Consider the following 25,726-nt stretch of genomic DNA (forward strand, 5'->3'; position numbering starts at 1 on the left):
TTGATGTACTTTTGTATTCCAAGGGCCACTCATGAGAGCTAAGGCATTTCTGGTTACTGGCGGCAGCGGCTTTTTGGGGCGGGCGCTGATCAATCGATTGGTGCTGTTTCCCGGGTATTCCGTTGTTGCGCCGCTGCGTACTCTGTCGGTGCCGTTCGCCGCGAGTGTGCGTTCAGTGCCGATGGGCAACCTCGATGGCACAAATGATTGGTCGGCAGCCCTGACTGGCGTCGATGTGGTTATCCATGCGGCTGCCCGTGTTCATGTCATGAAAGAAGTGGCTCTCGACCCGTTGACGGCGTTTCGTGAAGTCAATGTCGAGGCGACATTGAACCTCGCCCGTCAGGCTGCGGCGTGCGGCGTGCGGCGTTTCATTTTTATCAGTTCAATCAAGGTAAATGGGGAAAAAACCAAACCTGGCACAGTATTCCGTGCTGATGATGTGCCCGAGCCCATTGACCCTTACGGGATTACCAAGCTAGAGGCCGAACAAGGATTGCAGGCGCTCGCTGCTGCCACAGGCTTGGAGTTGGTCATCATCCGGCCGGTACTGGTCTATGGCCCTGGTGTCAAAGCGAACTTCCTCAGCATGATGCACTGGCTGAATCGTGGCGTTCCGCTGCCTTTTGGCGCGATTCACAACCAGCGTAGCCTCATTGGCATAGACAATCTGGTGGACTTGATCGTGACCTGCTCCGATCATCCGGCGGCTGCCAATCAAGTGTTCCTGGCCAGCGATGGTGAAGATGTTTCGACCACTCAATTGTTGCGAAAGCTTGCGGCATCCTTGGGGAAAGGTGCGAGATTGTTGCCTGTGCCAGCCGGACTCATGATGGGTGCAGCATCGTTAATAGGCCAGCAAGCACTGGCTGACCGTATTCTCGGGTCCTTGCAGGTCGACATCAGCAAGAACCAACAAGTACTGGGCTGGAAACCTCCGGTCACTCTCGATCAAGCGTTGGCCCTGACTGCGCAACATTTTTTGGACTCCCGTAAATCATGAGTTTTGGCTGGTTTATCCCTGTCATTGTCGCCGTGTCTTTTTTACTGACCTGGGCTCTGCGTCGTTATGCGCTTTCGCGGAGCCTGATGGACATACCCAACGCCCGTAGCTCTCACTCGATCCCGACACCTCGAGGGGGCGGTGTGGCAATTGTCCTCGCCTTTACGTTGGCGCTGTTCATGCTCCTGTTTGCAGGACTGATGACTTTTTCGGTGTTTCTGGCTATTGCCGGGGCCGGCGCACTCATCGCCATTATCGGATTTATGGATGACCACGGACACATTCCCGCCCGTTGGCGTTTGTTAGGTCATTTCGCCGCTTCGGCAGGGTTGCTGTTCTGGATCGGTGGCTTGCCCGTTATCGAGTTCTTTGGGCATACATTTGACCTGGGGTGGTTTGGTCATGTGTTGGCGGCGTTTTACCTGGTGTGGTTGCTTAACTTGTATAACTTCATGGATGGAATTGACGGTATAGCCAGCGTCGAGGCGATCTGCGTGTGCCTTGGGGCTTGTCTTCTGTACTGGGTATCGGGAGAGCTCACGCTGATTTGGGCTCCTTTGTTACTGGCGGCTGCCGTGGCGGGGTTCCTTTGCTGGAATTTCCCGCCTGCGAAAATTTTCATGGGTGATGCCGGAAGCGGCTTTCTCGGGATTGTGCTGGGTGGACTTTCACTTCAAGCCGCTTGGATCTCCACCGATTTTTTGTGGGGGTGGTTGATCCTGCTTGGCGTGTTTATTGTCGATGCTACGTTCACTTTGTTTCGGCGTCTGCTCAGGGGGGATAGGGTCTACGAAGCGCACCGTAGTCACGCCTACCAATATGCCTCTCGTCTGTTTGGCAGTCATTTGAAGATTACTTTTGTCGTTTCGTTGATCAATTTGCTTTGGCTGTTGCCAATCGCATTAGGCGTCGTGCAATTTGGCTTGAATCCAGGCTGGGGGCTGATCCTGGCCTATGCTCCTTTGACTGCGTTGGCAATCAAGTACCGCGCAGGTGAATTGGAAGGTCCACCGGTGAAAAACTGAGACACGACTCTGTCATTCGGTTTTGAATTGGACGAGATGTGTTTATAAAGCCCCACCAAGGTCATTCGGCAGTTGAGGGAGAAAACTGAGGTGTTTGAAGAGTTTATGGAGAAGGTCAGAGCACGCTTGTTAGCGCTTCCCCGGCGTCGTAAACGCCTGATTCAAGTTACGACAGACATCGTTCTGGTCTGGGTAGCTCTGTGGCTCGCGTTCATCGTGCGTTTGGGCATCGACGATATGTACAACCCCTTCCGCGTGCATTTCTGGCTCTTTGTCAGCGCTCCGGTGGTGGCCATTCCTCTGTTTATCCGCTTCGGCATGTACCGGGCGGTCATGCGCTATTTTGGTAATGATGCGCTGATCGCGATCATCAAGGCTGTCAGCCTGTCATCACTGATTTTGGTCGTGGTGGTTTATTGGTACAGCAACCACCAAGCTGTCGTCCCGCGTTCCATTATCTTCAACTACTGGTGGTTAAGCCTCGTCATCATTGGCGGTCTGCGCCTGTGCATGCGTCAGTACTTCATGGGCGACTGGTTCACGGGGGCTCAGCACGTATTCTTTACCAGTCGCGATGACGGTCTGACCAAGGTTGCGATTTACGGTGCAGGCGTGGCCGGTAATCAGTTGGCCGCTGCGCTTCGCATGGGCCGGGTCATGCGCCCCGTGGCTTTTATCGATGATGATTCGAGCATCGCAGATCGGATAATTGCCGGGCTGCAAGTCTACAAGCCCAAGCATATTCAACAGATGATCAAAGAAACCGGGGCGCAGGAAATCTTGCTGGCGCTGCCGTCATCGACCCGCGCCCGTCGTCGGGAGATCCTGACTGTTCTCGAGCGTTTCCCGCTGCATATTCGCAGCGTTCCAAACTTCACCGACTTGGCCAGTGGACGGGTGAAGGTCGAGGACATCCAGGAAGTGGATATCGCCGATTTGCTCGGACGCGATTCGGTGCCGGCGCAGCCGGATCTGCTGGAGCGTTGCATCAAAGGCAAGGTGGTCATGGTCACCGGTGCCGGTGGTTCGATCGGTGCTGAGCTTTGCCGGCAGATTTTTGCCTTGGGTCCCACCACGCTGTTGCTGTTCGACCACAGTGAATTCAATCTCTACAGCATTCTGACGGAGTTGGAGCAACGCAGTTCTCGGGAGGCAGTTCCCGTGCAGCTACTGCCGATTCTTGGTTCCGTCCGCCACCCGCACAAGCTGTTGGATGTCATGAAGACCTGGGGCGTGGACACCGTCTATCACGCCGCCGCGTATAAACACGTGCCCATGGTCGAGCACAACATTGCGGAAGGTGTGCTGAACAACGTCATTGGCACGCTCAACACTGCCCAGGCAGCATTGCAATCGGGTGTTACCAACTTCGTACTCATCTCCACCGACAAGGCGGTTCGTCCCACGAATGTGATGGGCAGTACCAAACGCTTGGCCGAATTGACCCTTCAGGCCTTGAGTCGCGAGATCGCGCCGGTGCTGTTCGGCGACAAGGCCAATGTGTCCCGGGTCAACAAGACCCGATTCACGATGGTTCGTTTCGGCAATGTTCTGGGGTCGTCCGGCTCGGTGATTCCGCTGTTCCATAGTCAGATCAAGGCCGGTGGGCCGTTGACTGTGACTCACCCTAAAATCACCCGCTACTTCATGACCATCCCCGAAGCCGCGCAATTGGTGATCCAGGCCGGTTCCATGGGGCAGGGCGGTGACGTGTTCGTGCTCGACATGGGTGAGCCGGTAAAGATCGTCGAGTTGGCGGAGAAGATGATTCACCTGTCAGGCCTGAGCGTTCGCTCCGAAAAGAATGTGCAGGGCGATATAGCCATTGAATTCACTGGCCTGCGTCCTGGCGAGAAGCTTTATGAGGAGTTGCTGATCGGTGACAACGTGTCGGCAACGCAGCACCCAATGATCATGAGCGCCAGCGAAGATCATTTGCCTTGGGATGTTCTCAAGGGGCGTTTGACCGAGTTGCTGGCGGCTGTAGAGGAGGACGATTACTCTCGTGTCCGCCAACTCCTTCGCGACACCGTTAGCGGCTATACCCCCGATGGCGAGATCGTTGACTGGATCTACCAGCAACGCCGTCTCGAACCCTGATTGTTTCACATCCTGTAACGGACACATTTTTGACAGGCTCCAGACATCGCCTAAGTTTGGAAGGCAGCTTTGGAAAAGCTGCTTTCTCAATCGATGTCATGGAGCGTCATTTATGCGTACTGGCTATTTCAATTCTCTGCTTTTTGCCCTGCTGACCAGCGTCTCAATTGCTGCGGCCGCCGCGCCTTCGGTGAAACCAGAAGTGAACACTCCGCCGGTGGGGTTGGAGGTTTCTGCGAAGGAGCAGTCCGGCAAGATCGATCTCAATACGGCCGATGCAGTGGTCCTCCAGCGGGAGTTGTCCGGTGTCGGGGAAGCGAAGGCCAAGGCGATTGTTGCTTATCGTGAGGGGAATGGGCCGTTTGCCTCTGTCGATGAACTGCTCGAAGTGAAGGGGATAGGGAAAGCGATTCTGGATAAAAATCGCGAGAAGCTTGAGGTGCACTAAGCTTGTAATTCAGCGCCAAGGGGCCGGTCATTGACCGGCCTTTTTCGCATCTGGCGAGTGGAGTCTCCTTGCACAATCCCAGGCATGTAGAGGTGTGAACAACACGCACCTTTCGTCGGCGCCACTAAAATTACGGCTATCATATTAATAATGGATTATGCCTATAATAAAATCTCCATCGACACTGCGCCGGGTTTTTCAGACGCAGGTCATTCATGAGTCAATTCCAGGAGTACCGTCATGAACGCTGTCCAATCCCAGGGTACCGCCCTCGTCACTGGCGCTTCATCGGGCATCGGGGCGATTTACGCCGAGCGTTTGGCTGCCCGCGGCTTTGATTTGTTGTTGGTCGCTCGCGATCAGGATCGCCTGGAAGCCGCTGCCGGCAAGTTGCGCGTCGAACATGGGGTTCAGGTGGAAGTGCTCAGGGCCGATCTGACGCAAAGCGAAGATGTTCTGAAGCTGGAGCAACGGTTACGCAGTGACTCGAGTATCAGCCTGTTGCTCAACAACGCGGGCGTCGCGGCGGACGGGTTACTGGCCAATGCCGATCTGGATCAGATGGAACGCTTGATTCAGTTGAACGTCACAACTGTCACGCGGCTTGCCTCTGCGGCTGCGGCGAGTTTTGCCAAGGCGGGGCGAGGGACGATTATCAATATCGCTTCAGTCGTGGCGCTCTTTCCCGAGCGCTTCAACGCCATTTACAGCGCGAGCAAGGCGTACGTCCTGAGCCTGACTCAATCGTTGAACGCGGAGCTGGATGGCACGGGTGTCAGGGTTCAAGCGGTTTTGCCAGGTGTCACGCGCACGGAGATCTGGGAACGCTCTGGTATCGATGCTTCACAGATTCCAGCGGAGATGGTCATGGACGCGGGGGAGATGGTCGATGCGGCGTTGTCGGGCCTGGATCAGGGGGAGTTGGTCACGATTCCTTCGTTGCCGGATGCGGCCGATTGGGACGCTTTCGTGGCTGCGCGCCATGTTTTGGCGCCGAACCTTTCCAAAAGCAAAGCGGCCCCACGTTACAAGTGAGGCGCCATTCAATGGGTTTGAGGTGTGAGCGGTATGAGTGATCGTCGAGTGGTTGTAACGGGGATGGGTCTGGTCTCTCCCTTGGGCAGTGGCGTTGGAGCCGTCTGGGCGCGTCTGTTGGCGGGACGTTCAGGTCTGCGAAACTTGCCTGACGACGTGGTTGCCGATTTGCCGGCCAAGGTCGGCGGCGTGGTGCCGACGCTGGCAGAGGATGCCGAGGCGGGTTTCGACCCGGACCTCGCGACGTCGCCCAAAGAGCAGAAAAAAATGGATCGATTCATTCTGTTCGCCATGGAAGCGGCGCGTCAGGCGCTGGAACAGGCGGGCTGGAAGGCGCGGGATGCCGAGGGTCAGGAGCGCACCGCGACCATTATCGGTTCCGGTGTCGGTGGTTTCGGCGCGATTGCGGATGCCGTACGCACAACGGATAGCCGTGGGCCGAGACGTTTGTCACCTTTTACAATTCCTTCATTTCTGGTCAATCTTGCCGCTGGCCATGTCTCGATCGAGCATGGTTTCAAAGGCCCCTTGGGTGCGCCGGTCACGGCGTGCGCGGCCGGGGTACAGGCGATTGGCGATGCTGCCCGCTTGATTCGTGCCGGTGAGGCAGACATTGCTGTATGTGGCGGTGCGGAAGCAGCGATTGATCGGGTCAGCCTGGCCGGGTTCGCGGCGGCTCGTGCCCTGTCGAGCGGCTACAACGAAACCCCGGAGCGTGCCTCTCGACCCTTCGACAGCGCACGTGATGGCTTTGTGATGGGCGAGGGTGCCGGCTTGTTGGTGATTGAATCTCTGGATCACGCGCTGGCCCGCGGTGCGCTGCCGCTCGCAGAGTTGGTCGGGTACGGCACCAGTGCCGACGCCTATCATCTGACGGCCGGACCTGAAGACGGCAGCGGTGCTCGCCGGGCGATGTCGCTGGCGTTGGCTCAGGCCGGAGTCACGCCGGCGCAGGTGCAGCATCTCAATGCCCATGCAACGTCGACACCGGTGGGGGATCTCGGCGAGTTGGCGGCCATCAAGTCGTTGTTTGGTTCAGACAACAAGATTGCGGTCACGTCGACCAAATCGGCGACTGGTCATTTGCTCGGCGCAGCAGGCGGGATTGAGGCGATCTTCACGCTGTTGGCCATTCGCGATCAGATCGTTCCGGCCACGCTCAATCTCGATAACCCCGACCCTGCGGCTGAAGGTGTTGACATTGTTCATGGCAAACCGCGGCCTATGGCCATCGAGTACGCCCTGTCCAATGGCTTCGGATTCGGCGGGGTGAACGCCAGCGTTTTATTCAAGCGTTGGCAGGGTTAATCCTGTGGTTGTTTGAGATGGTCGCGTGCGACGTCGAGTATTCGTTGGGCAAACTCGACGTCGGCAACGCTGCGCGATAGCAGTAAAGCGCCGACCAGTGTCGACATGATGACGACGCTGCGATCGGCGGCGTTCTCTCCTTTGAGGGTGCTTTCGATCTGATCAAGGCGGGCCTTGAGCACCACATCGCTGGTCGGGCTGGGTTGACCGCGCAATCCCAGCTCCGAAGAAATGGTCAGCAGCGGGCAACCTTCATGGGGGGAGGTCTGGTGCCATTCGGAGAGGTACGTGTCGATAAAGGTTTCGAGGGGATGTTCCTCGGAGAAAATTTGCGCGCACAAGCCGTCGACTTGCTCGCCGGCTTCTTGCAGGGCCTTTTCTACCAGTTCGTCCTTGGACTTGAAGTGCGAGTAAAAGCCACCGTGGGTCAAGCCCAGTGCTTTCATCAAAGGTTGCAGGCCGGTCGCACCGATACCGTCGCGTCGAAATCGCGCGGAAGCTTCCTTGATAATGCGTTTGTGGGTCTGGGCTTTATGGTCCTGCGAGTAACGCATTTGATATCTCCACATCAATGCGCAACATATTAACCAATGAAAATTTGATGGTGACTGTACTTCTACTTCTAAAAAGCATGCAGATGCTTCGATCTTGATCCAAACCGGTCATGAGAGTGACACGAACGGTGATTTCGACCGGATGATAAAAGGCTCGATCCGCCCAGAAACCGGCTGATAAAAGGCAGCAGGGGCTGAGGATTGGATATGGCCATGCACACGTGTGAAAAAACAAACCCCGCCAATGTTGACGGGGTTTTTTTCTGTCAGCGGTCCTGCGCTTCCTTGGCGTCCATTTCCGCATTGCGTTCGGCGACGCGTTTACGTTGCTCTTCGGTCAGTTCGACTTTGTTGGCCGTGTCGCGCAGCAGCAACAAGCCACCCACGATCGAGCCAATGGCAACGACCAGAATTAACCAGGCATACCAGGGCATAGGACTCTCCTTGAAGGCAGGTGGGCGAGGGTTCGCCAACCGATCGTGCATATCGTTTTGAGTGATGGGGTTTCACCGCAGTTCCATCGCTATCACCCCATTCTATGCCGGTTGTTCAAGGTTCACTCGAACGCTTTAGACATCGTGGATCAGGAAAAAACCTCTGCCTCTTTGAAGTACGCCGCTGCCAGGTCTTTTGCCGACAGTTGCGGTGCTTCGCTCAGTTGCCAGTCGATAGCCAGGTCCGGGTCATCCCAACGGATGCTGCGTTCGGCGGATGGGGTGTAGTAGTCGGTGGTCTTGTAGAGGAATTCGGCGAAATCACTCAACACCACGAAACCGTGGGCGAAACCTTCCGGCACCCATAGCTGACGATGGTTCTCGGCAGACAGGCGCACAGCGACCCATTTGCCGAAATGCGGCGAGCTGCGACGGATATCAACGGCAACGTCGAGGACTTCACCGACGGTGACACGAACCAACTTGCCTTGAGTGTTTTCCAGCTGGTAGTGCAGGCCGCGCAATACGCCTTTTTGCGAGCGCGAATGATTGTCCTGGACGAATTGTGTATTCAGGCCAGTCGCCTCTTCAAAAGCCTTGGCATTGAAGCTTTCATAAAAGAAGCCTCGCTCATCACCAAATACCTTCGGTTCGATGATCAGAACACCGGGCAGATCGGTGGTGATTACATTCATGGGTGATTCTCCAGCGATGGGCTCAATGGCCGACATTCTTGCGCAAAGTGCGCACCGAAGCGAGTGATGGCTCGGCTTCTCACTCTTTACGCCTTCTTTATGCCACGTCCCCATCCCCGATCTCGCGCCTTTACACCCTCCCTCCCGACAATGACCCCACACGCGGCAATACGCCGTAACAGGGAGAACTTCCATGAGCGTTCTGGACGGGGTGTCGCTGCTGCTGGCAGTGGGGCTGTTCATTTATCTGTTGGTTGCGCTGTTGCGCGCGGACCGGAACTAGGAGCGGCTATGCACAGTTATGACTATTGGCTGATCCTCGCATTTTTCGCGGTGGTATTGGTTCCGGCACCGTTTCTCGGGCGCTTCTACTACAAGGTCATGGAAGGTCAGCGCACCTGGCTGACGCCGATCCTGGGGCCGGTGGAGCGCGGCTGTTATCGGGTGGCCGGGGTTGATCCGCAGGCCGAACAGAGTTGGCAGAAGTACACGCTGGCCTTGCTTGCATTCAACCTTGCAGGCTTCTTGCTGTTGTTCTCGGTCCTGTTGTTCCAGGGTTACTTGCCGCTCAATCCGCAACATCTGCCGGGTCAGGAATGGACGCTCGCGTTCAACACCGCGGTCAGTTTCATGACCAACACCAACTGGCAGGGCTACAGCGGTGAAGCATCCCTGAGCTATCTGAGCCAGATGATCGGGCTCACCGTGCAGAACTTCGTCAGCGCCGCCACCGGGCTCGCGGTTCTGGTTGCGTTGTGCCGCGGTATCGGGCGCAAGTCGACCAAAACCCTGGGCAATTTCTGGGTCGACATGACCCGCGCCACCCTCTATGGCTTGTTGCCGCTGTGCCTGTTGCTGGCGCTGTACCTGGTGTGGCAGGGCGTGCCGCAAACCTTCGCGCAGTATGTGAATGCGCTGACGATGCAGGGCGTCGATCAGGTGATTCCGCTTGGGCCGGCCGCGAGCCAGATTGCGATCAAGCAACTGGGCACCAACGGTGGCGGTTTCTTCGGCGTGAACTCGGCGCATCCGTTCGAGAACCCGACGGCGTGGAGCAACTTGTTCGAAGTCGCTTCGATCATTCTGATCCCCGTGGCGCTGGTGTTCACCTTCGGCCATTACGTGAAGGACCTGCGTCAGAGCCGCGCAATCATCGCCTGCATGCTGGCGCTGTTCCTGATTGGCGGTGCGACGTCGCTGTGGGCTGAGTATCAACCGAATCCGACCTTGAACAACACCGCCGTCGAGCAGACAGCGCCGCTGGAAGGCAAGGAAGCGCGCTTTGGCACCACCGCCACCGTGCTGTGGTCGGTGACCACCACGGCGGCCTCCAATGGTTCGGTCAACGGCATGCACGACAGCCTCAACCCGCTGAGCGGCATGGTGGCGATGGTCAACATGATGGTCGGCGAAGTGATCTTCGGCGGCGTCGGTGCCGGGCTCTACGGCATGTTGCTCAACGTGTTGATCGCGGTGTTCCTCGCCGGCCTGATGATTGGCCGCACACCGGAATACCTCGGCAAAAAACTGCAAGCCAGGGAAGTGCAACTGCTGGTGCTGACCCTGATGGTCATGCCGATTGGCGTGCTGGTGCTCGGTGCGATTGCCGCCAGCCTGCCGGGACCGGTGGCCTCGGTGAGCAACCCCGGCGCCCATGGTTTCAGTCAGTTGCTCTACGCCTACACCTCGGCCAGCGCCAACAACGGTTCTGCGTTCGGTGGCTTTGGCGCCAACACGCCGTTCCACAACTTGATGCTGGGGTTGGGCATGTTGATCGGCCGCTTCGGTTACATCCTCCCGGTACTGGCTTTGGCCGGCAGCCTGGCGATGAAGAAAACCGCCCCGATCGGTCAGAACAGCTTCCCGACCCACGGCCCGCTGTTTGTGACTTTGTTGACTATGACCATTTTGCTGGTGGGCGGCCTGACATTCCTGCCGACCCTGGCGCTGGGCCCTATCGCTGAACATCTGAGCATGGGCTTCTGAGGACTGGACGATGAATATGCCTGCAATCAAACCGGTAGCCGTGAAGGCATCGGAGCAACCCAAAACCGCGATCTCGGCCCTGTGGCGTCCGGCGCTGGTGCAAGCCTTCGTCAAGCTCGACCCGCGGCAACTCAAGCGTGCGCCGGTGATGTTGGTGGTCGAGTTGACCGCGATCCTGACCACCGTGCTGTGCTTCATTCCCGATCCGGCGGTGCCGACCTTCGTCGCCGCGCAAATCGCCGTGTGGCTGTGGTTCACCGTGTTGTTCGCCAACTTCGCCGAAGCCTTGGCCGAAGGTCGTGGCAAGGCCCGCGCCGACAGTCTCAAGGCCGGTAGCGAAGGCCTCAGCGCCCGTTGCAAAACCGCTAACGGCAGTTTTCAAATGGTGCCTGCCGCCAACCTGCGCAAAGGCGATGTGGTGCGCGTCGAAGCGGGGGAGATGATCCCCGGTGACGGCGAAGTGATCGAAGGTATTGCGGCGGTCAACGAAGCGGCGATCACCGGTGAATCTGCGCCAGTGATTCGCGAGTCCGGCGGTGATCGTTCCGCCGTCACCGGCAACACGCGTCTGGTCTCGGACTGGCTGCTGGTGAAGATTACGACCAACCCTGGTGAGTCGACCCTGGACCGCATGATCGCCCTGGTCGAAGGCGCTAAACGCCAGAAAACCCCGAACGAGGTGGCGCTCGATATCCTGCTGATCGGCCTGACCCTGATCTTCCTGTTGGTGGTCGTCACCCTGCAACCGTTCGCCCATTTCGCCAATGGCAGCCTGCCGCTGGTGTTTCTGGTAGCACTGTTGGTGACGCTGATTCCGACCACCATCGGTGGTCTGTTGTCGGCCATTGGTATCGCCGGGATGGACCGTCTGGTGCGCCTGAACGTGATTGCCAAATCCGGCCGGGCGGTGGAAGCGGCGGGGGATGTGCACGTTCTGCTGTTGGACAAGACCGGCACCATCACCTTTGGTAACCGTCGTTGTTCAGCGGTATATGCCGCGCCCGGCGTGACCGCGAAAGAACTGGCCGAAGGTGCGCTGTTCGCCTCGTTGGCCGACGACACTGCTGAAGGTAAATCCATCGTCGAATATCTGCGCGGGCTTCATCCGCAACCGGAACCCTCCGCTGAGCTGCTGACGGCGGTACCGTTCAGTGCCGAGACTCGGTTGTCCGGTGTCGACTATCAGGGCCGGGTTTATCGCAAAGGCGCAGTGGATTCGCTGCTGGCGTTCGTCGGCCTGAAACGCGCCGACCTGGCCCCGGCACTGTCCCGGGAAATCGACAAGATCGCCCAGAGCGGCGGCACCCCGTTGCTGGTCTGTGCCGACGGCAAATTGCTCGGTGCGATTCACCTGAAAGACGTGGTCAAACCCGGCATTCGCGAGCGTTTCGCCGAGTTGCGCAAACTGGGGATTCGCACGGTCATGGTCACCGGTGACAACCCGTTGACTGCCGCCGCCATTGCCGCCGAAGCAGGCGTGGATGACGTGCTGGCCGAAGCTACACCGGAGAAAAAGCTGGCGCGCATCCGTCACGAGCAGAACGACGGTCGTCTGGTGGCGATGTGCGGCGACGGCGCCAACGACGCCCCGGCACTGGCTCAGGCGGACGTCGGCATGGCGATGAACGACGGTACGCAAGCGGCGCGTGAAGCGGCGAACATGGTCGATCTCGACAGCGACCCGACCAAGTTGCTGGACGTGGTGCAGATCGGCAAGGAACTGCTGGTGACTCGCGGCGCGTTGACGACGTTTTCCATCGCCAACGACGTGGCCAAATACTTCGCGATTTTGCCGGCGCTGTTTGCCGTGATTTACCCGCAACTGGGGGTGCTCAATGTCATGCATTTGAGCAGTCCGCAGAGCGCGATTCTCTCGGCGATTGTGTTCAACGCCTTGATCATCGTGGTGTTGATTCCGTTGGCACTGCGTGGTGTGCGGGTGCAGGCGGCGAGTGCTGCGGCGTTGTTGCGACGCAATCTGCTGATCTACGGGCTGGGCGGGATTCTGGTGCCGTTCGTGGGCATCAAGGCCATCGACATGCTGTTGACGGCGTTGCATCTGGTTTAGCGATCATTCGGATTGTGTGGCTTTTGTGGCGAGGGGGCTTGCCCCCGTTCGACTGCGGAGCAGTCGCCAGCTGTATGTAGACATGTGGTTGCAGGGGGCTGCTTTGCAGCCCAGCGGGGGCAAGCCCCCTCGCCACAATATCTGCTGGTGACTTCAAGAGTTGTTTCTGTTTTCAATGAATTCGAGGATTTTGAAATGTCCACATTGATACGCCCGGCCCTGAGCCTGTTGGTCCTGATGACCCTGATCACCGGCGTTGCCTATCCTTTGGTTGTCACCGGTGTGGCCCAGGTTGCCTTCCCGGATCAGGCCAATGGCAGTCTCGTTCGCGATGCCGAGGGCAAGGTGCGAGGTTCGTCGTTGATTGCCCAGGATTTCGTCGGGGATGCGTGGTTCCATCCGCGACCATCGGCGGGTGCCTTTGCTACCGTGTCGAGCAGCGCCAGCAACCTGGCGCCCAGCAATCCGGCGCTGGCCAGCCGCGTGATTGATGAAGCCAATAAATTGCAGGTGCCAGGCCAGGGGCCGGTACCGCTGGCGCTGGTCACTACGTCCGGCAGCGGGCTTGATCCGCACTTGCCACCGGCCGCAATTGCCTATCAACTGGCGCGTGTTGCGGCGGCGCGCAATCTGCCGGTGGCAACCGTGCAAAACCTGCTGGACGCGCACATCGAGCAGCCTCTTGTGGGCCCGCCAGTGGTAAATGTGCTTGAGTTGAATCGGGCGCTGGAAAATCTGTAGATCAAAAGATCGCAGCAACCTCTCAAGTCAAATCAAACAAGGCAACGATCAATGAGCGACTCCGGCCGCGCCGACGCGCTGTTAGCAGACCTGCCCCGCGATGGCCGTGGCCGGCTCAAGGTTTTCCTGGGGGCTGCGCCGGGTGTTGGCAAGACCTACGCCATGTTGCAATCGGCCCACACCCAATTGCGCCAAGGCGTGAAAATCATCGCCGGTGTCGTCGAAACCCATGGCCGGACCGAAACCGAAGCGCTGCTCAGCGGTCTGCCGCAGCAGCCTTTGGTGCGCTCGGAATACCGTGGCGTGATGCTGGAGGAAATGGACCTCGACGGTCTGCTGGCGGCTAAGCCGAAACTGGTGCTGGTGGACGAACTGGCCCACACCAACGCCCCCGGCAGTCGTCACGAAAAACGCTGGCAGGACATTCAGGAACTGCTCGCCGCCGGCATTGACGTGTACACCACGGTCAACGTCCAGCACCTGGAAAGTCTCAACGATCAGGTGCGCGGCATCACCGGCGTGCAGGTTCGCGAAACCTTGCCCGACTGGGTGCTGCAAGAAGCCTATGAGTTGCTGCTGATCGACTTGCCACCACGTGAGCTGCTTGAGCGTCTGCGCGATGGCAAAGTCTACGTGCCGGAGCAGGCGCGGGCGGCCATCGACGCGTTTTTCTCCCAAACCAATCTGACTGCTTTGCGCGAACTGGCGATGCAAACCGCAGCGGCTCAGGTCGATAACGATCTGGCCCAGGGTTATCGCCAACTCGGGCAAGCCGCGCCAGCCGTGCGCGGACGTTTATTGGTGGGCATCGACGGCGATGTCCAGGCTGAGCGGCTGGTGCGTCACGCCAGTCGAGTGGCCCAGCGTCGTCATCTGCCGTGGAGTCTGGTGCACGTCGACAACGGCAGCGTGCGAGACGAGCAATCGCGTCTGCGCCTGCAAAGTGCCCAGCAATTGGCTGAACGTTTGGGCGGGGAGGTGGTGCTGCTGCGAGCGGGTGAGGTGGCGAAAACCTTGATCCAGCATGCCGTCGAACGTCGCGCCAGCCTGGTGCTGGTCGGCCAGTCCCGACCACGTCTGCGTCGTCGATTGTTCGGCGGTGGTCTGGCGGCGCGCCTGCTGCGCAATGCGCGCGGCCTGGAAATCAACGTCCTCGACTGTGACCATGAACAGCATCCACCTCGCCAACGTTCAATGCAGTCGCTGGTGTGGTTCGACTATGCCCTGGCGGTGGCCGCAACTGTTTTAGCCAGCGCCTTGGCGTGGGCGGTGGTGAGTGTGTTGCCGCTGCCGAATATCTCACTGGTGTTCCTTGCCGCGGTCCTGCTGGTGGCGGTGCGCAGCAGTCTCGGCCCGGCACTGGTGTGTGCGGCGCTGTCGTTTTTGACTTATGACTTCCTGTTCATTCCGCCGAATTTTTCTTTCAGCATCCAGCGCGAAGAAGACGTGCTGACCTTGCTGTTTTTCCTGTTGATGGCAGCGCTCACCGGCAATCTTGCCGCGCGTCAGCGTCGGCAATTGCAGGTCCTGCGCGATACCCAGGAAGAGACCACCGAACTGCTCGGCCTGTCGCGCAAGCTCACCGCCGCCACCGACCGTCAGGCCGTGATCAGCGCCGCAGCCCAGCACCTCAATGGCTGGAGCGATCTGCAACTGTGCCTGCTCAATCGCGATGGTCAAAACGGCTGGAAAGTCGAAACCGGTGGCCCGCTGGAATTTTCTGAAGCGGAACGTGCGGCCGCCGATTGGGCCTGGCAACACGATCAACCGGCCGGCGTCGGCACCGGTACTTTGCCGTTCGGGCGTTGGTGGTGGTGGCCATTGTCGGTCGAGGACGGTCCGTTGGCATTACTCGGTGTCTGCGCCAAAGAGGGCCAGACCCTCACGGGCCAGCGTCGACGCTTATTGACCGCTTTGAGTCAGCCATTGGCCCAGGCGCTGGCCCGCGCGCAGCTGGCCGACGACCTTGAGGCCGCGCGGCTGCACGGCGAAACCGAACAACTGCGCAGTGCTTTGCTGGCCTCGGTGTCCCACGATTTACGCACACCGCTGACCTCGATGCGCGGCAGCATCGACAGTCTGCTAGCGCTTGGCGAGGCGATTCCATTGGAGGACCGCCGTGAATTGCTCGAAGGCACTCGTGATGAAGCCGAGCGTCTGGACCGCTATATTCAAAACCTGTTGGACATGACCCGCCTCGGTCATGGCGCCCTGAAACTCTCGCGAGACTGGGTGTCGCCGGCCGATATCGTCGGCAGTGCACTCAATCGCCTGCGCGCAGTTCTGTCTTCGTTGCAGGTCAGCACGGATGTGCCCGCCGAGTTGCCGCTGCTGTATGTCCATGCCGCACTCATCGAACAGGCCCTGGTCAACGTGCTGGAAAATGCCGCACGCTTCTCGCCATCCCGCGGCCGTCTGCAATTGTGTGCCGGGGCCGACGAAAAGGAGCTGTTCTTCTCGGTCAGCGACGAAGGGCCGGGGATTCCGGAAGCGGAGAGGGCGAAGATTTTCGACATGTTCTACACCGCTGCCCGTGGCGATCGTGGCGGGCAGGGCACCGGGCTGGGGCTGGCGATCTGTCAGGGCATGGTCGGTGCCCATGGTGGGCGCATCAGTGTTGCGGACGGCATCGAGGGGCGCGGCACCTGCATCACCTTGCACCTGCCGTTGCAGGCTCAGCCGGGATATGAAAGTGAAGCCTGATCGTGCATGCGCTACTCTCTTGCCTCTTCTACGTGTTGATGTGAATTCATGAGCCAGACTGCGACCATTTTGGTCATCGACGACGAGCCGCAGATCCGCAAATTCCTGCGCATCAGCCTCGTTTCCCAAGGCTACAAAGTGCTGGAGGCCGGCACCGGCAGCGAAGGCCTGGCGCAGGCCGCGCTGAACAAACCGGACCTGTTGGTGCTCGACCTCGGCTTGCCGGACATGGACGGCCAGCAAGTGTTGCGCGAATTTCGTGAATGGTCGACGGTGCCGGTGCTGGTGCTTTCGGTGCGCGCCGGTGAAGGGCAGAAAGTCGATGCCCTCGATGGTGGTGCCAATGACTATGTGACCAAGCCGTTTGGCATTCAGGAATTTCTGGCACGGATTCGCGCGTTATTGCGTCAGGCCCCGATGGGCGAGCCCCAGCAAGCCGCACTGAGTTTCGGCCCGCTGACGGTCGACCTGGCGTATCGCCGGGTGTTGCTGGACGGTGTCGAAGTGGCATTGACCCGCAAGGAATACGCCGTGCTCGCGCAACTGACACGGCATCCCGGGCGGGTGATCACCCAGCAGCAACTGCTCAAGGACATCTGGGGGCCGACCCACACCGAAGACACCCATTACCTGCGGATTGTGGTTGGTCATCTGCGCCAGAAACTGGGGGACGACCCGACTCAGCCACGGTTTATCGTGACCGAAGCGGGGGTGGGGTATCGGTTGTTGGGTGAGGCTAGCCTTTAGTTTTGTGCTGAATGATCGTGCCTCATCGCGAGCAGGCTCGCTCCTACAGTGAGTTTTCGGTGTTCACAAAATTTGTGTCTGTCCAAAATCCAGTGTAGGAGCGAGCTTGCTCTCGATGAGGCCCTCACAATCAATCGAGCATTTCAGCCATCGCGATTCTGCTCATTTTCATACCGATCCAGCGTATCCCGCGCAATCTCCCGCCCCAGCGCGATCAGTTCTGGCGCCTTGTAGAATTCGAAAAACCGGCACACCCGCTTCGGTACGTTGATCAGGATGTCCGGCGGATACCCGGCAATCTTGTACTGCGCGAGCGACGTTTGCATCACCTCGAAGCTCTGGTTGATCAAGTCCAGCAACGACGCCGGCCCGACGTTATCGATGATGAATGAACCGGTGGCGGATCGTGGCGCACCTGGGGATTCAGGCGCGGCGGCCGGTTGCTGGGCTTCGGGCTCGGCGGACTCGATCCAGGAATTGATATTCGCGCTCTGGGCCCTCAAGGCCTCCTGTTCCAGAATCAACAGTTGTTCGGCCTGTTTGCGCCGGAACGGCATCTTCGAACCCAGAGAATTGATCAGGCTGTCGAAGCGCGACTTGAACGCGGCGGGTCGCTGGATCACCGGCAGTTGGTAGTGGCGCTGGTTGGTGGAGTTGAGGTTGACCGCGATGATCAAGTCGCAGTGGCTCGACACCACCGGCACGATCGGCAGCGGGTTCAGAATACCGCCGTCCACCAGCATGCGATTACCCTGCATGACCGGCGTGAACAGGCTGGGAATCGCCGCCGAGGCGCGCATGGCCTGATGCAGGCAACCTTCCTGAAACCAGATTTCCTGCTGGTTGGTGAGGTCGGCGGCGACCGCCGTGTAGGGAATGCGCAGGTCTTCGATGTTGATCTCGCCGACGATCTTGCGGATCTGGCCGAAGACTTTTTCACCGCGTATCGCCCCCAAACGAAAACTGACGTCTACCAGGCGCAACACATCGAGATAGTCCAGGCTCTCGATCCAGTCGCGATAATCATTGAGTTTGCCGGCGGCGTAGATCCCGCCCACCACGGCGCCCATGGAGCAACCGGCGATGCAGGCGATGTCGTAACCGCGCCGTTCAATTTCTTCGATAACACCAATATGCGCATATCCCCGGGCTCCACCCGAGCCCAGCACCAGTGCGACACGCTTTTTCATGAATCGCCCTCGTATGACCAGGTTCAACAATGCACCCATCGAGGGGCGCGCTTCAATCGCAAAAGTCGTTCGTAGCGGCGAAGGCGTCGTATTTTCGACACTCCATGGTGGCACAGGGTTGTCCTCAGCAGCGCTATAGTGAGCGCAGCAGACCAACGGCACTTTTTAAGCGCCGGACCGTCTTACCTGCATGATTGTTGACCTATCTTTGAGGTGTGAGTGATGAAAGCCTGGATCTGTGTACCGCTGATTGCCCTGGCGCTTGCCGGTTGTGCCGGTAAAACCGCCTACCGAGACAGCTGCGGTAGCCAACTCGACGCCGCGTGGCGTGAGCTGGACCTGGCCAAGGCCGAGGGTTTCGCCGGGACTGTCAGCTACTCCAAAGCCTTGTCACTGTTGACCGCGGCCAAGACTCAACAGCAATTCGAAGGGTTCGAAGGTTGCAGCCAAAAAGCCGAGAAGGCCCGTTTCTATATTCGTGAGTCCCGCGCCGGGCGATGAAGCGATCCGGCTTGCCGGTGGGAGTACATTGAGATCACAGTGAGCTCCATACCGCCATCGCCGGCAAGCCAGCTCCTACAGTTGGTGTAAGGGACTATCTACGGAGTAAACCCATGATTGATCGCTTGGTGGCTCATGTTCTGGGCCTGGAGATTCGTCTGCTGGCCTGCCAGGCACGTTTGAATGCGTGTACTGACCCTGAGGCGTTGCACGATCTGCGCACGACAATACGTCGATTGCGCAGCCTGTTGCGGCCGTTGCGCGGCTTGCCGGGCGTCGAGCAATTGGAAGAGGCGGCATCGCGGGTGGGTGAGCTGACCACGCCGTTACGGGATCGCGAAGTCATGGCAGCGTACCTGCTTGAACACGGTCAAGCCGAAGCTGGACGCAGGCGCATGGCCCAGATGGCCGAGGCGTATCCGGCCGTTGCGAGCAGCACCGAACTGTCACAGTTGCTGATCGTCCTCGATGCTTTTCCGCGTTTTTTGCGTGCGTCCCAGCGTCAGGGTTTGCTCAAGGGCGTGCGCCAGCACATCGAAAAACGCTTGGCCAAACAATGGAAAAAACTCGACAAGGCACTGCACGATCCCGCCCACGACCGGCATCGACTAAGGTTGCTGATCAAGCGCGTGCGCTATGGCATTGATGCCTATCCGGAGCTGGATCGCTTACCGAAAAAAGCCATGCCTCGGTTGAAAGCGGCGCAAGGCGCGTTAGGTGACTGGCACGACTGCGTGCAGTGGCTGGCCCTGGCCGAGCATGAAGCGGATCTGCAACCTTGTGTGGCGGTCTGGAAAGCCAATATGGCCAAAGCGGAAACCCGCTCTGATCGCGTGCTGGACAAGCTCAGCGCGGATTGCTTCAAATCCTGAACCTAATGCATCCCCTGTAGGCGCGAGCTTGCTCGCGATTGCGGTGGCACATCCAACATTGATGTGACTGAAACGCCGCTATCGCGAGCAAGCTCGCTTCTACAGGGGGGGAGTTGAGCACGGCCCATCTGTCAGTCAATTTGGCCGGAATGAGTGCTGTATAGCCTCCGCCTGATCGTTAATATTCCTTCATCTTTTTCCGATCCTTGAGGTTTTCATGCGTTTTTCCGAACTGCTCGATGCCGTCCGCCGCCAGCCACTGGTGCTGTCTATTCCGGCTTCCTGGGCACAGGGGCGAGCCAGTTTCGGCGGCCTGGTGGCCGCTCTGCAATTCGAAGCCATGCGCGCAAAGGTTCCGTCGGATCGTTCGGTTCGCTCATTGGCGATCACCTTCGTTGGCCCGGTCGAGTCTGATGTTCCCGTCAGTTTTGAGGTCGACGTGCTGCGTGAAGGCAAGGCCGTCAGTCAGGTGCTGGGCAGAGTGGTGCAGAAGGGCCAGGTGGTGACGCTGATCCAGGGCAGCTTCGGCGCCTCGCGTCCATCGGAAGTGGCGGTGAGCGCGGAGCCAGCGCCGGAAATGAAGCATTGGGAGGAGTGCCAGGAGTTGCCGTTCGTCGAAGGTCTCCTCCCTGAGTTTATGCGGCATCTGGCGATGCGCTGGAGCGTCGGTGGCATGCCGTTCAGCGGCAGTACATCGCGTCAGATGGGCGGCTGGGTGCGGTTGCGTGATGAGGCAAAAGCAGAGGCGCTGAGCGAAGCGCACATTCTGGCGCTGGTGGACGCGTGGCCACCGTCTGTGCTGCCGTTTTTGAAGAAGCCGGCGATGGGCAGCACGCTGACCTGGACCATAGAATTCGTTCAGCCATTGCTGGATCTGAGCACGCTGGACTGGTGCAAATACCAGGTCGAAACCGAGTATGCCGTCGACGGGTATGGCCATGCCGCCGCGAGGTTGTGGAGCGCGGACGGTCGATTGATTGCGATGAGTCGGCAGACCGTGACGGTGTTCGCCTGATCAATGCCGACGGTGACGATCCCGCCAGGCGCGCCACCAGCCACCGCTCAGAAAAAACCGTGGGAAGGTCAGGAACTGCTCGACCATCAGGCGCGACACGGCGTCTTTGCGATCGGTGAACGGCTCGGAGGCTTGCGCTTCCAGGCTGTGACCGTGGCGTTGCAAACCCAGCGCGGCGATCACACCGATCACCCCGATGGCGACATTCGCCAGGTTCAGGCCGAACACCCCGGACACAATCAACAGAAATGCCACGATGAACAGCGGCACCGCGATCAGGTGCAGCACCAGATTGGTCGGGTGCTGATGATTGTTCGGGTACGCGCGCCATTGCCAGGCGGGAAGGTTGGGGTGACGTTTGCCCATGATGCTGATCCTCGATCCATGTTGAACACATGATTGGAGAATAGGCCCGGTCTTTGTTGGCGGCGAATCAAGGCTGGCTATCGATGTGATAGGGGTCATGGTCAACATCGATCTTGATCGGGTTGACGCCATCGCGAGCAAGCCTGCTCGCGAAGAGGCCGTCAAAGCTTGAGCTGACCGATCGCCTTGCTCAGTTCCCCGGCCAGCGCCGCCAACTCATTGCTGGTAGTCGCCGAGCTCACCGTCTGCTGGACCGTGTTCTCGGTCACGTCACGAATGCTCACCACCGACCGGTTCATCTCTTCGGCGACCTGGCTCTGCTGCTCGGCCGCTACCGCAATTTGCGTATTGCTTTCACGCATTTGCGCCACGGCGCCGGTGATTTCTGCCAGCGCGACACCCGCCTCCTGCGCCTGTTGCACGCAGTCGTCCGCCTTGAACGAACTCTCCTGCATAAAGTCCACCGCGTCACGGGTTCCGACCTGTAAAGCCGACACCATGAGCGTGATTTCGTCGGTGGAGGCCTGAACCCGCTTGGCGAGGTTGCGCACTTCATCGGCGACCACCGCAAACCCGCGCCCCATCTCACCGGCCCGGGCCGCTTCGATGGCTGCGTTCAGGGCCAGCAGATTGGTTTGCTCGGCGATGCTATGGATCACGTTCACCACGCCGTTGATTTTCTGGCTGTCCTCGGCCAGGCGCTGGATCATCTCGGCGGTTTGTTGCACCCCGGTGGACAACCCGGCAATCGACTTCTGAACCCGAAGCACCACCTCCTGCCCGCTGCCAGCCAGGGTGTCGGCCGATTGCGACAGGTCGCGGGTGGCTCCGGCGTGTTGGGCGATGTGATAGACCGTGGCCGTCATTTCGTTGATCGCCGTGGCGGCCTGATCGGTTTCGCTTTGCTGACCGAGCATGCCTTGGCGCACGTCGTTCATGCTCGACGCCAGCCGGGCGGCCCCCTCATCCAGTTGCCGGGCGGTGCTGGCGACGGTGTTGACCACTCGCTGATAACCGGCCTGCATGGCGTTGAAGGCATTGGCCATTTGCCCGACTTCATCGCGACAGGCCAGTGGAACGCGGGCTGACAGATCACCGGTTTTCTCGACATGCAGCATCACGTCTTTCAACGTGTTCAGCTGGCTGAGCAGGAATCGGATCAACAACTGCGACGCACCCAGCATCGCCAGCATCAGGATCATTACCGCCACCGCGTATTGGCTAAAGCGTTCAGCGAAGACTTGTTCCAGGCTCGGTGCATAGGCGATCACTGCAATTTGCTGGTCACCTGCGCCGGTGAACACTTCGGCACCCATCAGCGGGTTGTCACCGAGCAGCGGCATGGCATTGATCTCGACCCAACCTTTTGCATTGCTCAGTTCCGGTACCGGTTGTTTGTTCAACATCGGCACCTGTGCGCGACTGAAGGTCAGCAGGTTATCGTGCCGGGGCAGCGGCTGCCCGGCAGGCCAGGCGCTGAGCAATCGCGCCTGCGCCTGAGCCGAGGCCTTGGCGGCCTGACTGCGGGCCTGTTGTTCGAGATGCACGGCAAACAGCACCAGCAGCAATGTGGTGACAAAAGCGACGGCATTGACTGCCCAGAATTTGTATTTCAACGAGATATTGCTAAGCCAGGCACCCATGGAGGTCTTCTCTGATAGCGGAAACAGTATTGGCAAGGTGCCAGCATTGTGCCGCCATGCAGAAATCGGCTCTTGATGCAGGTCAAGGTGGGAGCAAGCAAGCCCGCTCCCCCAGGGGGCAGGTGATTACTGGAGGATTGGCGGTAAGCCGAAGAATGCTCTCGCAGTTGCAGTGCTGTGCGCCGCCAGATCTTCAATGGTTTCCCCGCGATGCAGTGCGACCTCTCGCAACACTTCGGTCAGGTACGCTGGCTCATTGCGCCCGTTCTTCGGTTTGGGGCGCAGGCTGCGCGGTAGCAGATACGGCGCATCGCTCTCCAGCATCAGGCGTCCGCGCTTGATCTCTTTTACCAATGGATGCAAGTGCGTGCCCCGGCGCTCGTCGCAGATCCAGCCGGTAATGCCGATGTGCAGGTCCAGATCGAGGTAGCTGAACAGCGCTTTCTGTTCGCCGGTGAAACAGTGCACGACAGCGGCGGGCAATTGATCTCGGTAGTCGCGCAGGATTTCCAGCAGGCGCTGACTGGCATCACGTTCGTGCAGAAACACGGGCAACTGCAATTCGACCGCCATCGCCAGATGTTCTTCGAGGACTTTTTCCTGTTGCGGGCGCGGTGAGAAATCTCGATTGAAATCCAGCCCGCATTCACCCACGGCCACCACGTTCGGCTCTTTGAGCAAACCGCGCAGGCGTCGGGCGCTGTCGGCATTCCAGTCGCTGGCCGAATGGGGGTGAATGCCCGCGGTGGCGAACAGCCGCTGCGCGCTTTCGTCCAGTTGCTGGCACAGCTCCAGGGCTTGTTCGCTACCCTCGACGCTGGTGCCGGTGAGCACCAATTGGCACACCCCGGCCGCGTAGGCGCGGTCGAGTACCGCTTGGTGTTTGTCGGCAAAACTGGGGTTGGTCAGGTTGACGCCGATATCGATGAGTTGCATGGTGCTACCTCGGACCAAAGGCCGGAAAGCATATCAGAGCTGTTGATTGATAAGAAAAGCCAAGAACTACAAGGAGTTAACGCTGTCTCTTGAGCCGCGAACGAAACTGGACTGGTAGCTTTGCCATCAATGTGCCGGTTTCTCGCACCTTGCCAGCGCTTCAGGCGCTCTGTTTTTGTCGATTGATCGCATGACTTATTCATGTGATCAACCCGAATTCTTTCCGGAGAGTGGATGATTCGTCCCTCGGTTTTGCTACTGCTGTGTTGTTCGTTGCTACTGCCGCTGTCGGCGGTTGCGCGGCTGCCCGGACCACAGCAAGCGGTACCGGCCGCAAAAGTTCGTGATCTCCCGGACATTCGTAGCAGCCGCGTGCTGCGGGTGCTGGTCAACCAGAGCCGCAACAGTTCCGGCGAAGTCCAGGGCCAGGCCATTGGCGTCGAGTACCACCGCTTGCGAGCGTTCGAGCAATACCTCAACGGCCATGCCCGCGACGGTCAGGAAATCACCCTCAAGATTATCCCCAAGGGCAAGGACCAGCTGCTCGGCGCTTTGCAGCGCGGGGAGGGTGATCTGGTAGCCCCGGGCGAATTGCTCGACCTGCAACCGGGCTACGCCGTCAGCACCAGCGAACCGCTTGCCAGCAACATTCCATTGGTGCTGGTGGGGATCAAGGGCGAGCGTCGCTATACCCGTCTCGAACAGCTATCGGGCAAGACCGTGGCATTGCCCACCGGCAGTGCTGCCGGTGACGCCGTCAGCCAGATCAATCAGAAACTTGCCTTGCACAAGCTGCCTCCGATAACGATCGAGTGGGTCGATCCGAGTCTGGCGGTCGAGGATGTGCTGGAAATGGTCCAGGGCGGCATCTTTCATCTGACCATCGTCGAGCAACCGATTGCCGAGCGCTGGGGCAAGATCCTGCCGAAACTTAGATTCGACAAACAAGTGCTCATCAGTGATCCGGGCGAAGAGTTCTGGTTCGTGCGCCGCGATGCGTCAATGCTGCGTGCGAGCATTGATCGCTTCCTGACCGGTTACAAAAAACCATCGGACCAGGACGTTGCGTTCCTGCGGATCTATCGGCGCCTGTACCAGGTTCACTACCCCTTGGCCAAGGCGGACCGGCAGCGACTGGAAAAACTGCGTCCGGTGCTGCAAAAGCACGCTGACGCCCAAGGCATGGACTGGCTGAACCTGGCGGCGCTGGCGTTCAAGGAGTCCGGCCTGCAACCCGCGGCGCGCAGTGGTGGTGCGCCGACTGGCCTGATGCAGATCACGCCGTCTGCAGCCCAGCGGGTAGGGGTCAACAACATTCAAGACCTCGACGGCAATGTGCAGGCCGGCGCCAAGTACCTCGCCCTGATCCGGCGTAAGTTTTTTGCCAGCACCAAACTCAACGAACGCGAGCGCATGGCCTTCGTGCTGGCGGCCTACAACATTGGGCCGGAGCGAGTGCAAGGCATGCGTGCCGAGGCGCGGCGGCGCGGCTTGAATCCGAATCAATGGTTCTTCCAGGTCGAGCGGATTGCCATGGAGCAAGTCGGAATGGGACCTGTCAGCTATGTTAATAGCGTGAACAAGTACTACTTGGCATTCGATCGAGAACGGGAATCGCTGGAGCCTCAGGGGCCAAACGTCACTTCGCGAAAGTAATCGAATAAACTGATTGGATTGGTGGGTTTTTTGCGCTTTTAACATGATATTTACTGATTAATATAGCGGCCAACCCACACACACCTCACGATGGAAGACACAGCATGAGCACTCTGATCAACAAGGTTCTGTTCACCCGCGCGGGCTACGGCCTGACAGTTCTGCGAATTGTCGTCGGCATCATCTTCGCTGCTCACGGCTCGCAGAAACTCTTCGGGGCATTCGGTGGTTATGGTCTGGCCGGGACCGCGCAATACATGGAAAGCATCGGCCTGGCACCGGGCTACTTGATGGCGACGCTCGCGGGCGGCACCGAGTTCTTTGCCGGTCTGGCCTTGATCATCGGCCTGCTGGCACGTCCAGCCGCACTGGGCCTGACCTTCCTCTCGCTGGTCGCTATTTTTTCGGTGCACATCAGTAACGGTCTGTTCATGGCCAACAACGGTTATGAATTCGCCCTGGCCCTGCTCGGTGGCAGTATCGCGGTACTGATCGAAGGGGCCGGCAAGCTCTCGGCCGATCGCGTCATCGCGGGCTGACGGCTCTGGCTCAATGAAAAGGCCCGCATTGCGGTAATGCTGTTCACTTAAGCATTTGAGCTCGCGCAGGGCTTCCTAGAAAATCCGATGCCAGACCTCTGGCATCGGATTTTTTATGTCTGTTCAACAAGACCTGCTCGACCTCGGCGACCTTTTCAACT

At 59.0% G+C, this 25,726-nt stretch carries 24 protein-coding genes; 17 read left to right on the forward strand and 7 right to left on the reverse strand.

The window, feature by feature from the left end:
* Window positions 1–31: 31 nt before the first annotated feature.
* From CKW15_RS25790 to fabF, 6 genes are all read left to right on the forward strand, one after another.
* Window positions 32–1,003 (forward strand): SDR family oxidoreductase, encoded by a 972-nt coding sequence (locus CKW15_RS25790; protein ID WP_095152900.1) that lies wholly within the window; start codon window positions 32–34, stop codon window positions 1,001–1,003.
* On the forward strand, window positions 1,000–2,028 hold the full coding sequence (locus tag CKW15_RS25795; protein WP_095152901.1) for a glycosyltransferase family 4 protein: 1,029 nt from the start codon (window positions 1,000–1,002) through the stop codon (window positions 2,026–2,028). The genes CKW15_RS25790 and CKW15_RS25795 overlap by 4 nt, the downstream gene beginning before the upstream one ends.
* Before the next feature lie 105 nt (window positions 2,029–2,133).
* The gene (locus tag CKW15_RS25800) at window positions 2,134–4,128 is read left to right on the forward strand and encodes a nucleoside-diphosphate sugar epimerase/dehydratase (RefSeq protein ID WP_095152916.1); all 1,995 of its coding nucleotides are present in this window, start codon (window positions 2,134–2,136) and stop codon (window positions 4,126–4,128) included.
* A gap of 112 nt (window positions 4,129–4,240) precedes the next feature.
* Window positions 4,241–4,576, forward strand: a complete 336-nt coding sequence (locus tag CKW15_RS25805; protein ID WP_095056699.1) for a helix-hairpin-helix domain-containing protein — start codon at window positions 4,241–4,243, stop codon at window positions 4,574–4,576.
* Between the two features lie 240 nt (window positions 4,577–4,816).
* Window positions 4,817–5,611 carry an SDR family oxidoreductase gene (locus CKW15_RS25810; protein ID WP_095152902.1) on the forward strand — a complete coding sequence of 265 codons (795 nt, stop codon included), beginning with the start codon at window positions 4,817–4,819 and terminating at the stop codon, window positions 5,609–5,611.
* A 33-nt stretch (window positions 5,612–5,644) separates the two neighbouring features.
* Window positions 5,645–6,919, forward strand: coding sequence for a beta-ketoacyl-ACP synthase II (gene fabF, locus CKW15_RS25815; protein WP_095152903.1), 1,275 nt, complete (start codon window positions 5,645–5,647; stop codon window positions 6,917–6,919).
* On the opposite strand, the gene CKW15_RS25820 is transcribed toward fabF, so the two are convergent.
* From CKW15_RS25820 to rfbC, 3 genes are all read right to left on the reverse strand, one after another.
* On the reverse strand, window positions 6,916–7,473 hold the full coding sequence (locus CKW15_RS25820) for a TetR/AcrR family transcriptional regulator (RefSeq protein ID WP_095152904.1): 558 nt from the start codon (window positions 7,471–7,473) through the stop codon (window positions 6,916–6,918). The two genes, fabF and CKW15_RS25820, sit on opposite strands and share 4 nt — an antisense overlap.
* Before the next feature lie 266 nt (window positions 7,474–7,739).
* Window positions 7,740–7,907, reverse strand: a complete 168-nt coding sequence (locus CKW15_RS25825) for a DUF2897 family protein (RefSeq protein ID WP_095056703.1) — start codon at window positions 7,905–7,907, stop codon at window positions 7,740–7,742.
* A gap of 149 nt (window positions 7,908–8,056) precedes the next feature.
* Complete coding sequence (gene rfbC / locus CKW15_RS25830) at window positions 8,057–8,602, reverse strand: dTDP-4-dehydrorhamnose 3,5-epimerase (RefSeq protein WP_095152905.1); 546 nt, start codon at window positions 8,600–8,602, stop codon at window positions 8,057–8,059.
* Between the two features lie 193 nt (window positions 8,603–8,795).
* Between rfbC and kdpF the strand changes: the two genes are divergently transcribed.
* The 6 genes from kdpF (at window position 8,796) to CKW15_RS25860 (ending at window position 16,847) form a co-directional block, all read left to right on the forward strand.
* A complete protein-coding gene (kdpF, locus tag CKW15_RS25835; RefSeq protein ID WP_007899818.1) occupies window positions 8,796–8,885 on the forward strand; it encodes a K(+)-transporting ATPase subunit F in 90 nt (29 codons plus the stop codon).
* An 8-nt stretch (window positions 8,886–8,893) separates the two neighbouring features.
* Window positions 8,894–10,588 (forward strand): potassium-transporting ATPase subunit KdpA, encoded by a 1,695-nt coding sequence (gene kdpA, locus CKW15_RS25840; protein WP_095056705.1) that lies wholly within the window; start codon window positions 8,894–8,896, stop codon window positions 10,586–10,588.
* A gap of 10 nt (window positions 10,589–10,598) precedes the next feature.
* Window positions 10,599–12,656, forward strand: coding sequence for a potassium-transporting ATPase subunit KdpB (gene kdpB / locus CKW15_RS25845; protein ID WP_095152906.1), 2,058 nt, complete (start codon window positions 10,599–10,601; stop codon window positions 12,654–12,656).
* A gap of 195 nt (window positions 12,657–12,851) precedes the next feature.
* The gene (gene kdpC, locus CKW15_RS25850) at window positions 12,852–13,397 is read left to right on the forward strand and encodes a potassium-transporting ATPase subunit KdpC (protein WP_095152907.1); all 546 of its coding nucleotides are present in this window, start codon (window positions 12,852–12,854) and stop codon (window positions 13,395–13,397) included.
* A gap of 51 nt (window positions 13,398–13,448) precedes the next feature.
* Window positions 13,449–16,100, forward strand: a complete 2,652-nt coding sequence (locus CKW15_RS25855; protein ID WP_095152908.1) for a sensor histidine kinase KdpD — start codon at window positions 13,449–13,451, stop codon at window positions 16,098–16,100.
* Window positions 16,101–16,148: 48 nt separating this feature from the next.
* Window positions 16,149–16,847 (forward strand): response regulator, encoded by a 699-nt coding sequence (locus CKW15_RS25860; RefSeq protein ID WP_095056709.1) that lies wholly within the window; start codon window positions 16,149–16,151, stop codon window positions 16,845–16,847.
* Window positions 16,848–16,990: 143 nt separating this feature from the next.
* Here the strand turns inward: CKW15_RS25860 and CKW15_RS25865 are convergent, their stop codons facing one another.
* Window positions 16,991–18,037, reverse strand: a complete 1,047-nt coding sequence (locus CKW15_RS25865; protein WP_095152909.1) for a patatin-like phospholipase family protein — start codon at window positions 18,035–18,037, stop codon at window positions 16,991–16,993.
* 222 nt (window positions 18,038–18,259) lie between these two features.
* Here CKW15_RS25865 and CKW15_RS25870 point away from each other — a divergent pair, with 222 nt between their 5' ends.
* The 3 genes from CKW15_RS25870 (at window position 18,260) to CKW15_RS25880 (ending at window position 20,425) form a co-directional block, all read left to right on the forward strand.
* Window positions 18,260–18,538 carry a hypothetical protein gene (locus CKW15_RS25870; protein WP_095056711.1) on the forward strand — a complete coding sequence of 93 codons (279 nt, stop codon included), beginning with the start codon at window positions 18,260–18,262 and terminating at the stop codon, window positions 18,536–18,538.
* A gap of 113 nt (window positions 18,539–18,651) precedes the next feature.
* Window positions 18,652–19,410 carry a CHAD domain-containing protein gene (locus CKW15_RS25875; protein WP_095152910.1) on the forward strand — a complete coding sequence of 253 codons (759 nt, stop codon included), beginning with the start codon at window positions 18,652–18,654 and terminating at the stop codon, window positions 19,408–19,410.
* Between the two features lie 217 nt (window positions 19,411–19,627).
* Window positions 19,628–20,425 carry an acyl-CoA thioesterase II gene (locus CKW15_RS25880; protein ID WP_095152911.1) on the forward strand — a complete coding sequence of 266 codons (798 nt, stop codon included), beginning with the start codon at window positions 19,628–19,630 and terminating at the stop codon, window positions 20,423–20,425.
* On the opposite strand, the gene CKW15_RS25885 is transcribed toward CKW15_RS25880, so the two are convergent.
* The 3 genes from CKW15_RS25885 to CKW15_RS25895 all read right to left on the reverse strand — a co-directional run bounded on the left by CKW15_RS25885 (window position 20,426) and on the right by CKW15_RS25895 (window position 23,370).
* Entirely contained in the window at window positions 20,426–20,791 is a 366-nt protein-coding gene (locus CKW15_RS25885; RefSeq protein WP_095152912.1) for an Mpo1-like protein, read from the reverse strand.
* A 161-nt stretch (window positions 20,792–20,952) separates the two neighbouring features.
* Entirely contained in the window at window positions 20,953–22,434 is a 1,482-nt protein-coding gene (locus CKW15_RS25890; RefSeq protein ID WP_095152913.1) for a methyl-accepting chemotaxis protein, read from the reverse strand.
* A 126-nt stretch (window positions 22,435–22,560) separates the two neighbouring features.
* Complete coding sequence (locus CKW15_RS25895; protein ID WP_095152914.1) at window positions 22,561–23,370, reverse strand: TatD family hydrolase; 810 nt, start codon at window positions 23,368–23,370, stop codon at window positions 22,561–22,563.
* Window positions 23,371–23,604: 234 nt separating this feature from the next.
* Between CKW15_RS25895 and CKW15_RS25900 the strand changes: the two genes are divergently transcribed.
* Entirely contained in the window at window positions 23,605–25,026 is a 1,422-nt protein-coding gene (locus CKW15_RS25900; RefSeq protein WP_095152915.1) for a transglycosylase SLT domain-containing protein, read from the forward strand.
* Between the two features lie 104 nt (window positions 25,027–25,130).
* Window positions 25,131–25,565: a DoxX family protein gene (locus tag CKW15_RS25905; protein WP_095056718.1), complete on the forward strand. Its 435-nt coding sequence runs from the start codon at window positions 25,131–25,133 to the stop codon at window positions 25,563–25,565.
* Window positions 25,566–25,726 lie beyond the last annotated feature (161 nt).

The organism is Pseudomonas sp. Irchel s3b5 (assembly GCF_900187435.1).
In the GTDB taxonomy this organism is placed as follows: Bacteria; Pseudomonadota; Gammaproteobacteria; order Pseudomonadales; family Pseudomonadaceae; genus Aquipseudomonas.

Excerpts from the sequence above, each read along its gene's own strand:
- CKW15_RS25790 (WP_095152900.1), top strand. The coding sequence starts at position 32 with ATGAGAGCTAAGGCATTTCTGGTTACTGGCGGCAGCGGCTTTTTGGGG.
- CKW15_RS25795 (WP_095152901.1), top strand. The coding sequence starts at position 1,000 with ATGAGTTTTGGCTGGTTTATCCCTGTCATTGTCGCCGTGTCTTTTTTA.
- CKW15_RS25800 (WP_095152916.1), top strand. The coding sequence starts at position 2,134 with ATGGAGAAGGTCAGAGCACGCTTGTTAGCGCTTCCCCGGCGTCGTAAA.
- CKW15_RS25805 (WP_095056699.1), top strand. The coding sequence starts at position 4,241 with ATGCGTACTGGCTATTTCAATTCTCTGCTTTTTGCCCTGCTGACCAGC.
- CKW15_RS25810 (WP_095152902.1), top strand. The coding sequence starts at position 4,817 with ATGAACGCTGTCCAATCCCAGGGTACCGCCCTCGTCACTGGCGCTTCA.
- fabF (WP_095152903.1), top strand. The coding sequence starts at position 5,645 with ATGAGTGATCGTCGAGTGGTTGTAACGGGGATGGGTCTGGTCTCTCCC.
- CKW15_RS25820 (WP_095152904.1), bottom strand. The coding sequence starts at position 7,473 with ATGCGTTACTCGCAGGACCATAAAGCCCAGACCCACAAACGCATTATC.
- CKW15_RS25825 (WP_095056703.1), bottom strand. The coding sequence starts at position 7,907 with ATGCCCTGGTATGCCTGGTTAATTCTGGTCGTTGCCATTGGCTCGATC.
- rfbC (WP_095152905.1), bottom strand. The coding sequence starts at position 8,602 with ATGAATGTAATCACCACCGATCTGCCCGGTGTTCTGATCATCGAACCG.
- kdpF (WP_007899818.1), top strand. The coding sequence starts at position 8,796 with ATGAGCGTTCTGGACGGGGTGTCGCTGCTGCTGGCAGTGGGGCTGTTC.
- kdpA (WP_095056705.1), top strand. The coding sequence starts at position 8,894 with ATGCACAGTTATGACTATTGGCTGATCCTCGCATTTTTCGCGGTGGTA.
- kdpB (WP_095152906.1), top strand. The coding sequence starts at position 10,599 with ATGAATATGCCTGCAATCAAACCGGTAGCCGTGAAGGCATCGGAGCAA.
- kdpC (WP_095152907.1), top strand. The coding sequence starts at position 12,852 with ATGTCCACATTGATACGCCCGGCCCTGAGCCTGTTGGTCCTGATGACC.
- CKW15_RS25855 (WP_095152908.1), top strand. The coding sequence starts at position 13,449 with ATGAGCGACTCCGGCCGCGCCGACGCGCTGTTAGCAGACCTGCCCCGC.
- CKW15_RS25860 (WP_095056709.1), top strand. The coding sequence starts at position 16,149 with ATGAGCCAGACTGCGACCATTTTGGTCATCGACGACGAGCCGCAGATC.
- CKW15_RS25865 (WP_095152909.1), bottom strand. The coding sequence starts at position 18,037 with ATGAAAAAGCGTGTCGCACTGGTGCTGGGCTCGGGTGGAGCCCGGGGA.
- CKW15_RS25870 (WP_095056711.1), top strand. The coding sequence starts at position 18,260 with ATGAAAGCCTGGATCTGTGTACCGCTGATTGCCCTGGCGCTTGCCGGT.
- CKW15_RS25875 (WP_095152910.1), top strand. The coding sequence starts at position 18,652 with ATGATTGATCGCTTGGTGGCTCATGTTCTGGGCCTGGAGATTCGTCTG.
- CKW15_RS25880 (WP_095152911.1), top strand. The coding sequence starts at position 19,628 with ATGCGTTTTTCCGAACTGCTCGATGCCGTCCGCCGCCAGCCACTGGTG.
- CKW15_RS25885 (WP_095152912.1), bottom strand. The coding sequence starts at position 20,791 with ATGGGCAAACGTCACCCCAACCTTCCCGCCTGGCAATGGCGCGCGTAC.
- CKW15_RS25890 (WP_095152913.1), bottom strand. The coding sequence starts at position 22,434 with ATGGGTGCCTGGCTTAGCAATATCTCGTTGAAATACAAATTCTGGGCA.
- CKW15_RS25895 (WP_095152914.1), bottom strand. The coding sequence starts at position 23,370 with ATGCAACTCATCGATATCGGCGTCAACCTGACCAACCCCAGTTTTGCC.
- CKW15_RS25900 (WP_095152915.1), top strand. The coding sequence starts at position 23,605 with ATGATTCGTCCCTCGGTTTTGCTACTGCTGTGTTGTTCGTTGCTACTG.
- CKW15_RS25905 (WP_095056718.1), top strand. The coding sequence starts at position 25,131 with ATGAGCACTCTGATCAACAAGGTTCTGTTCACCCGCGCGGGCTACGGC.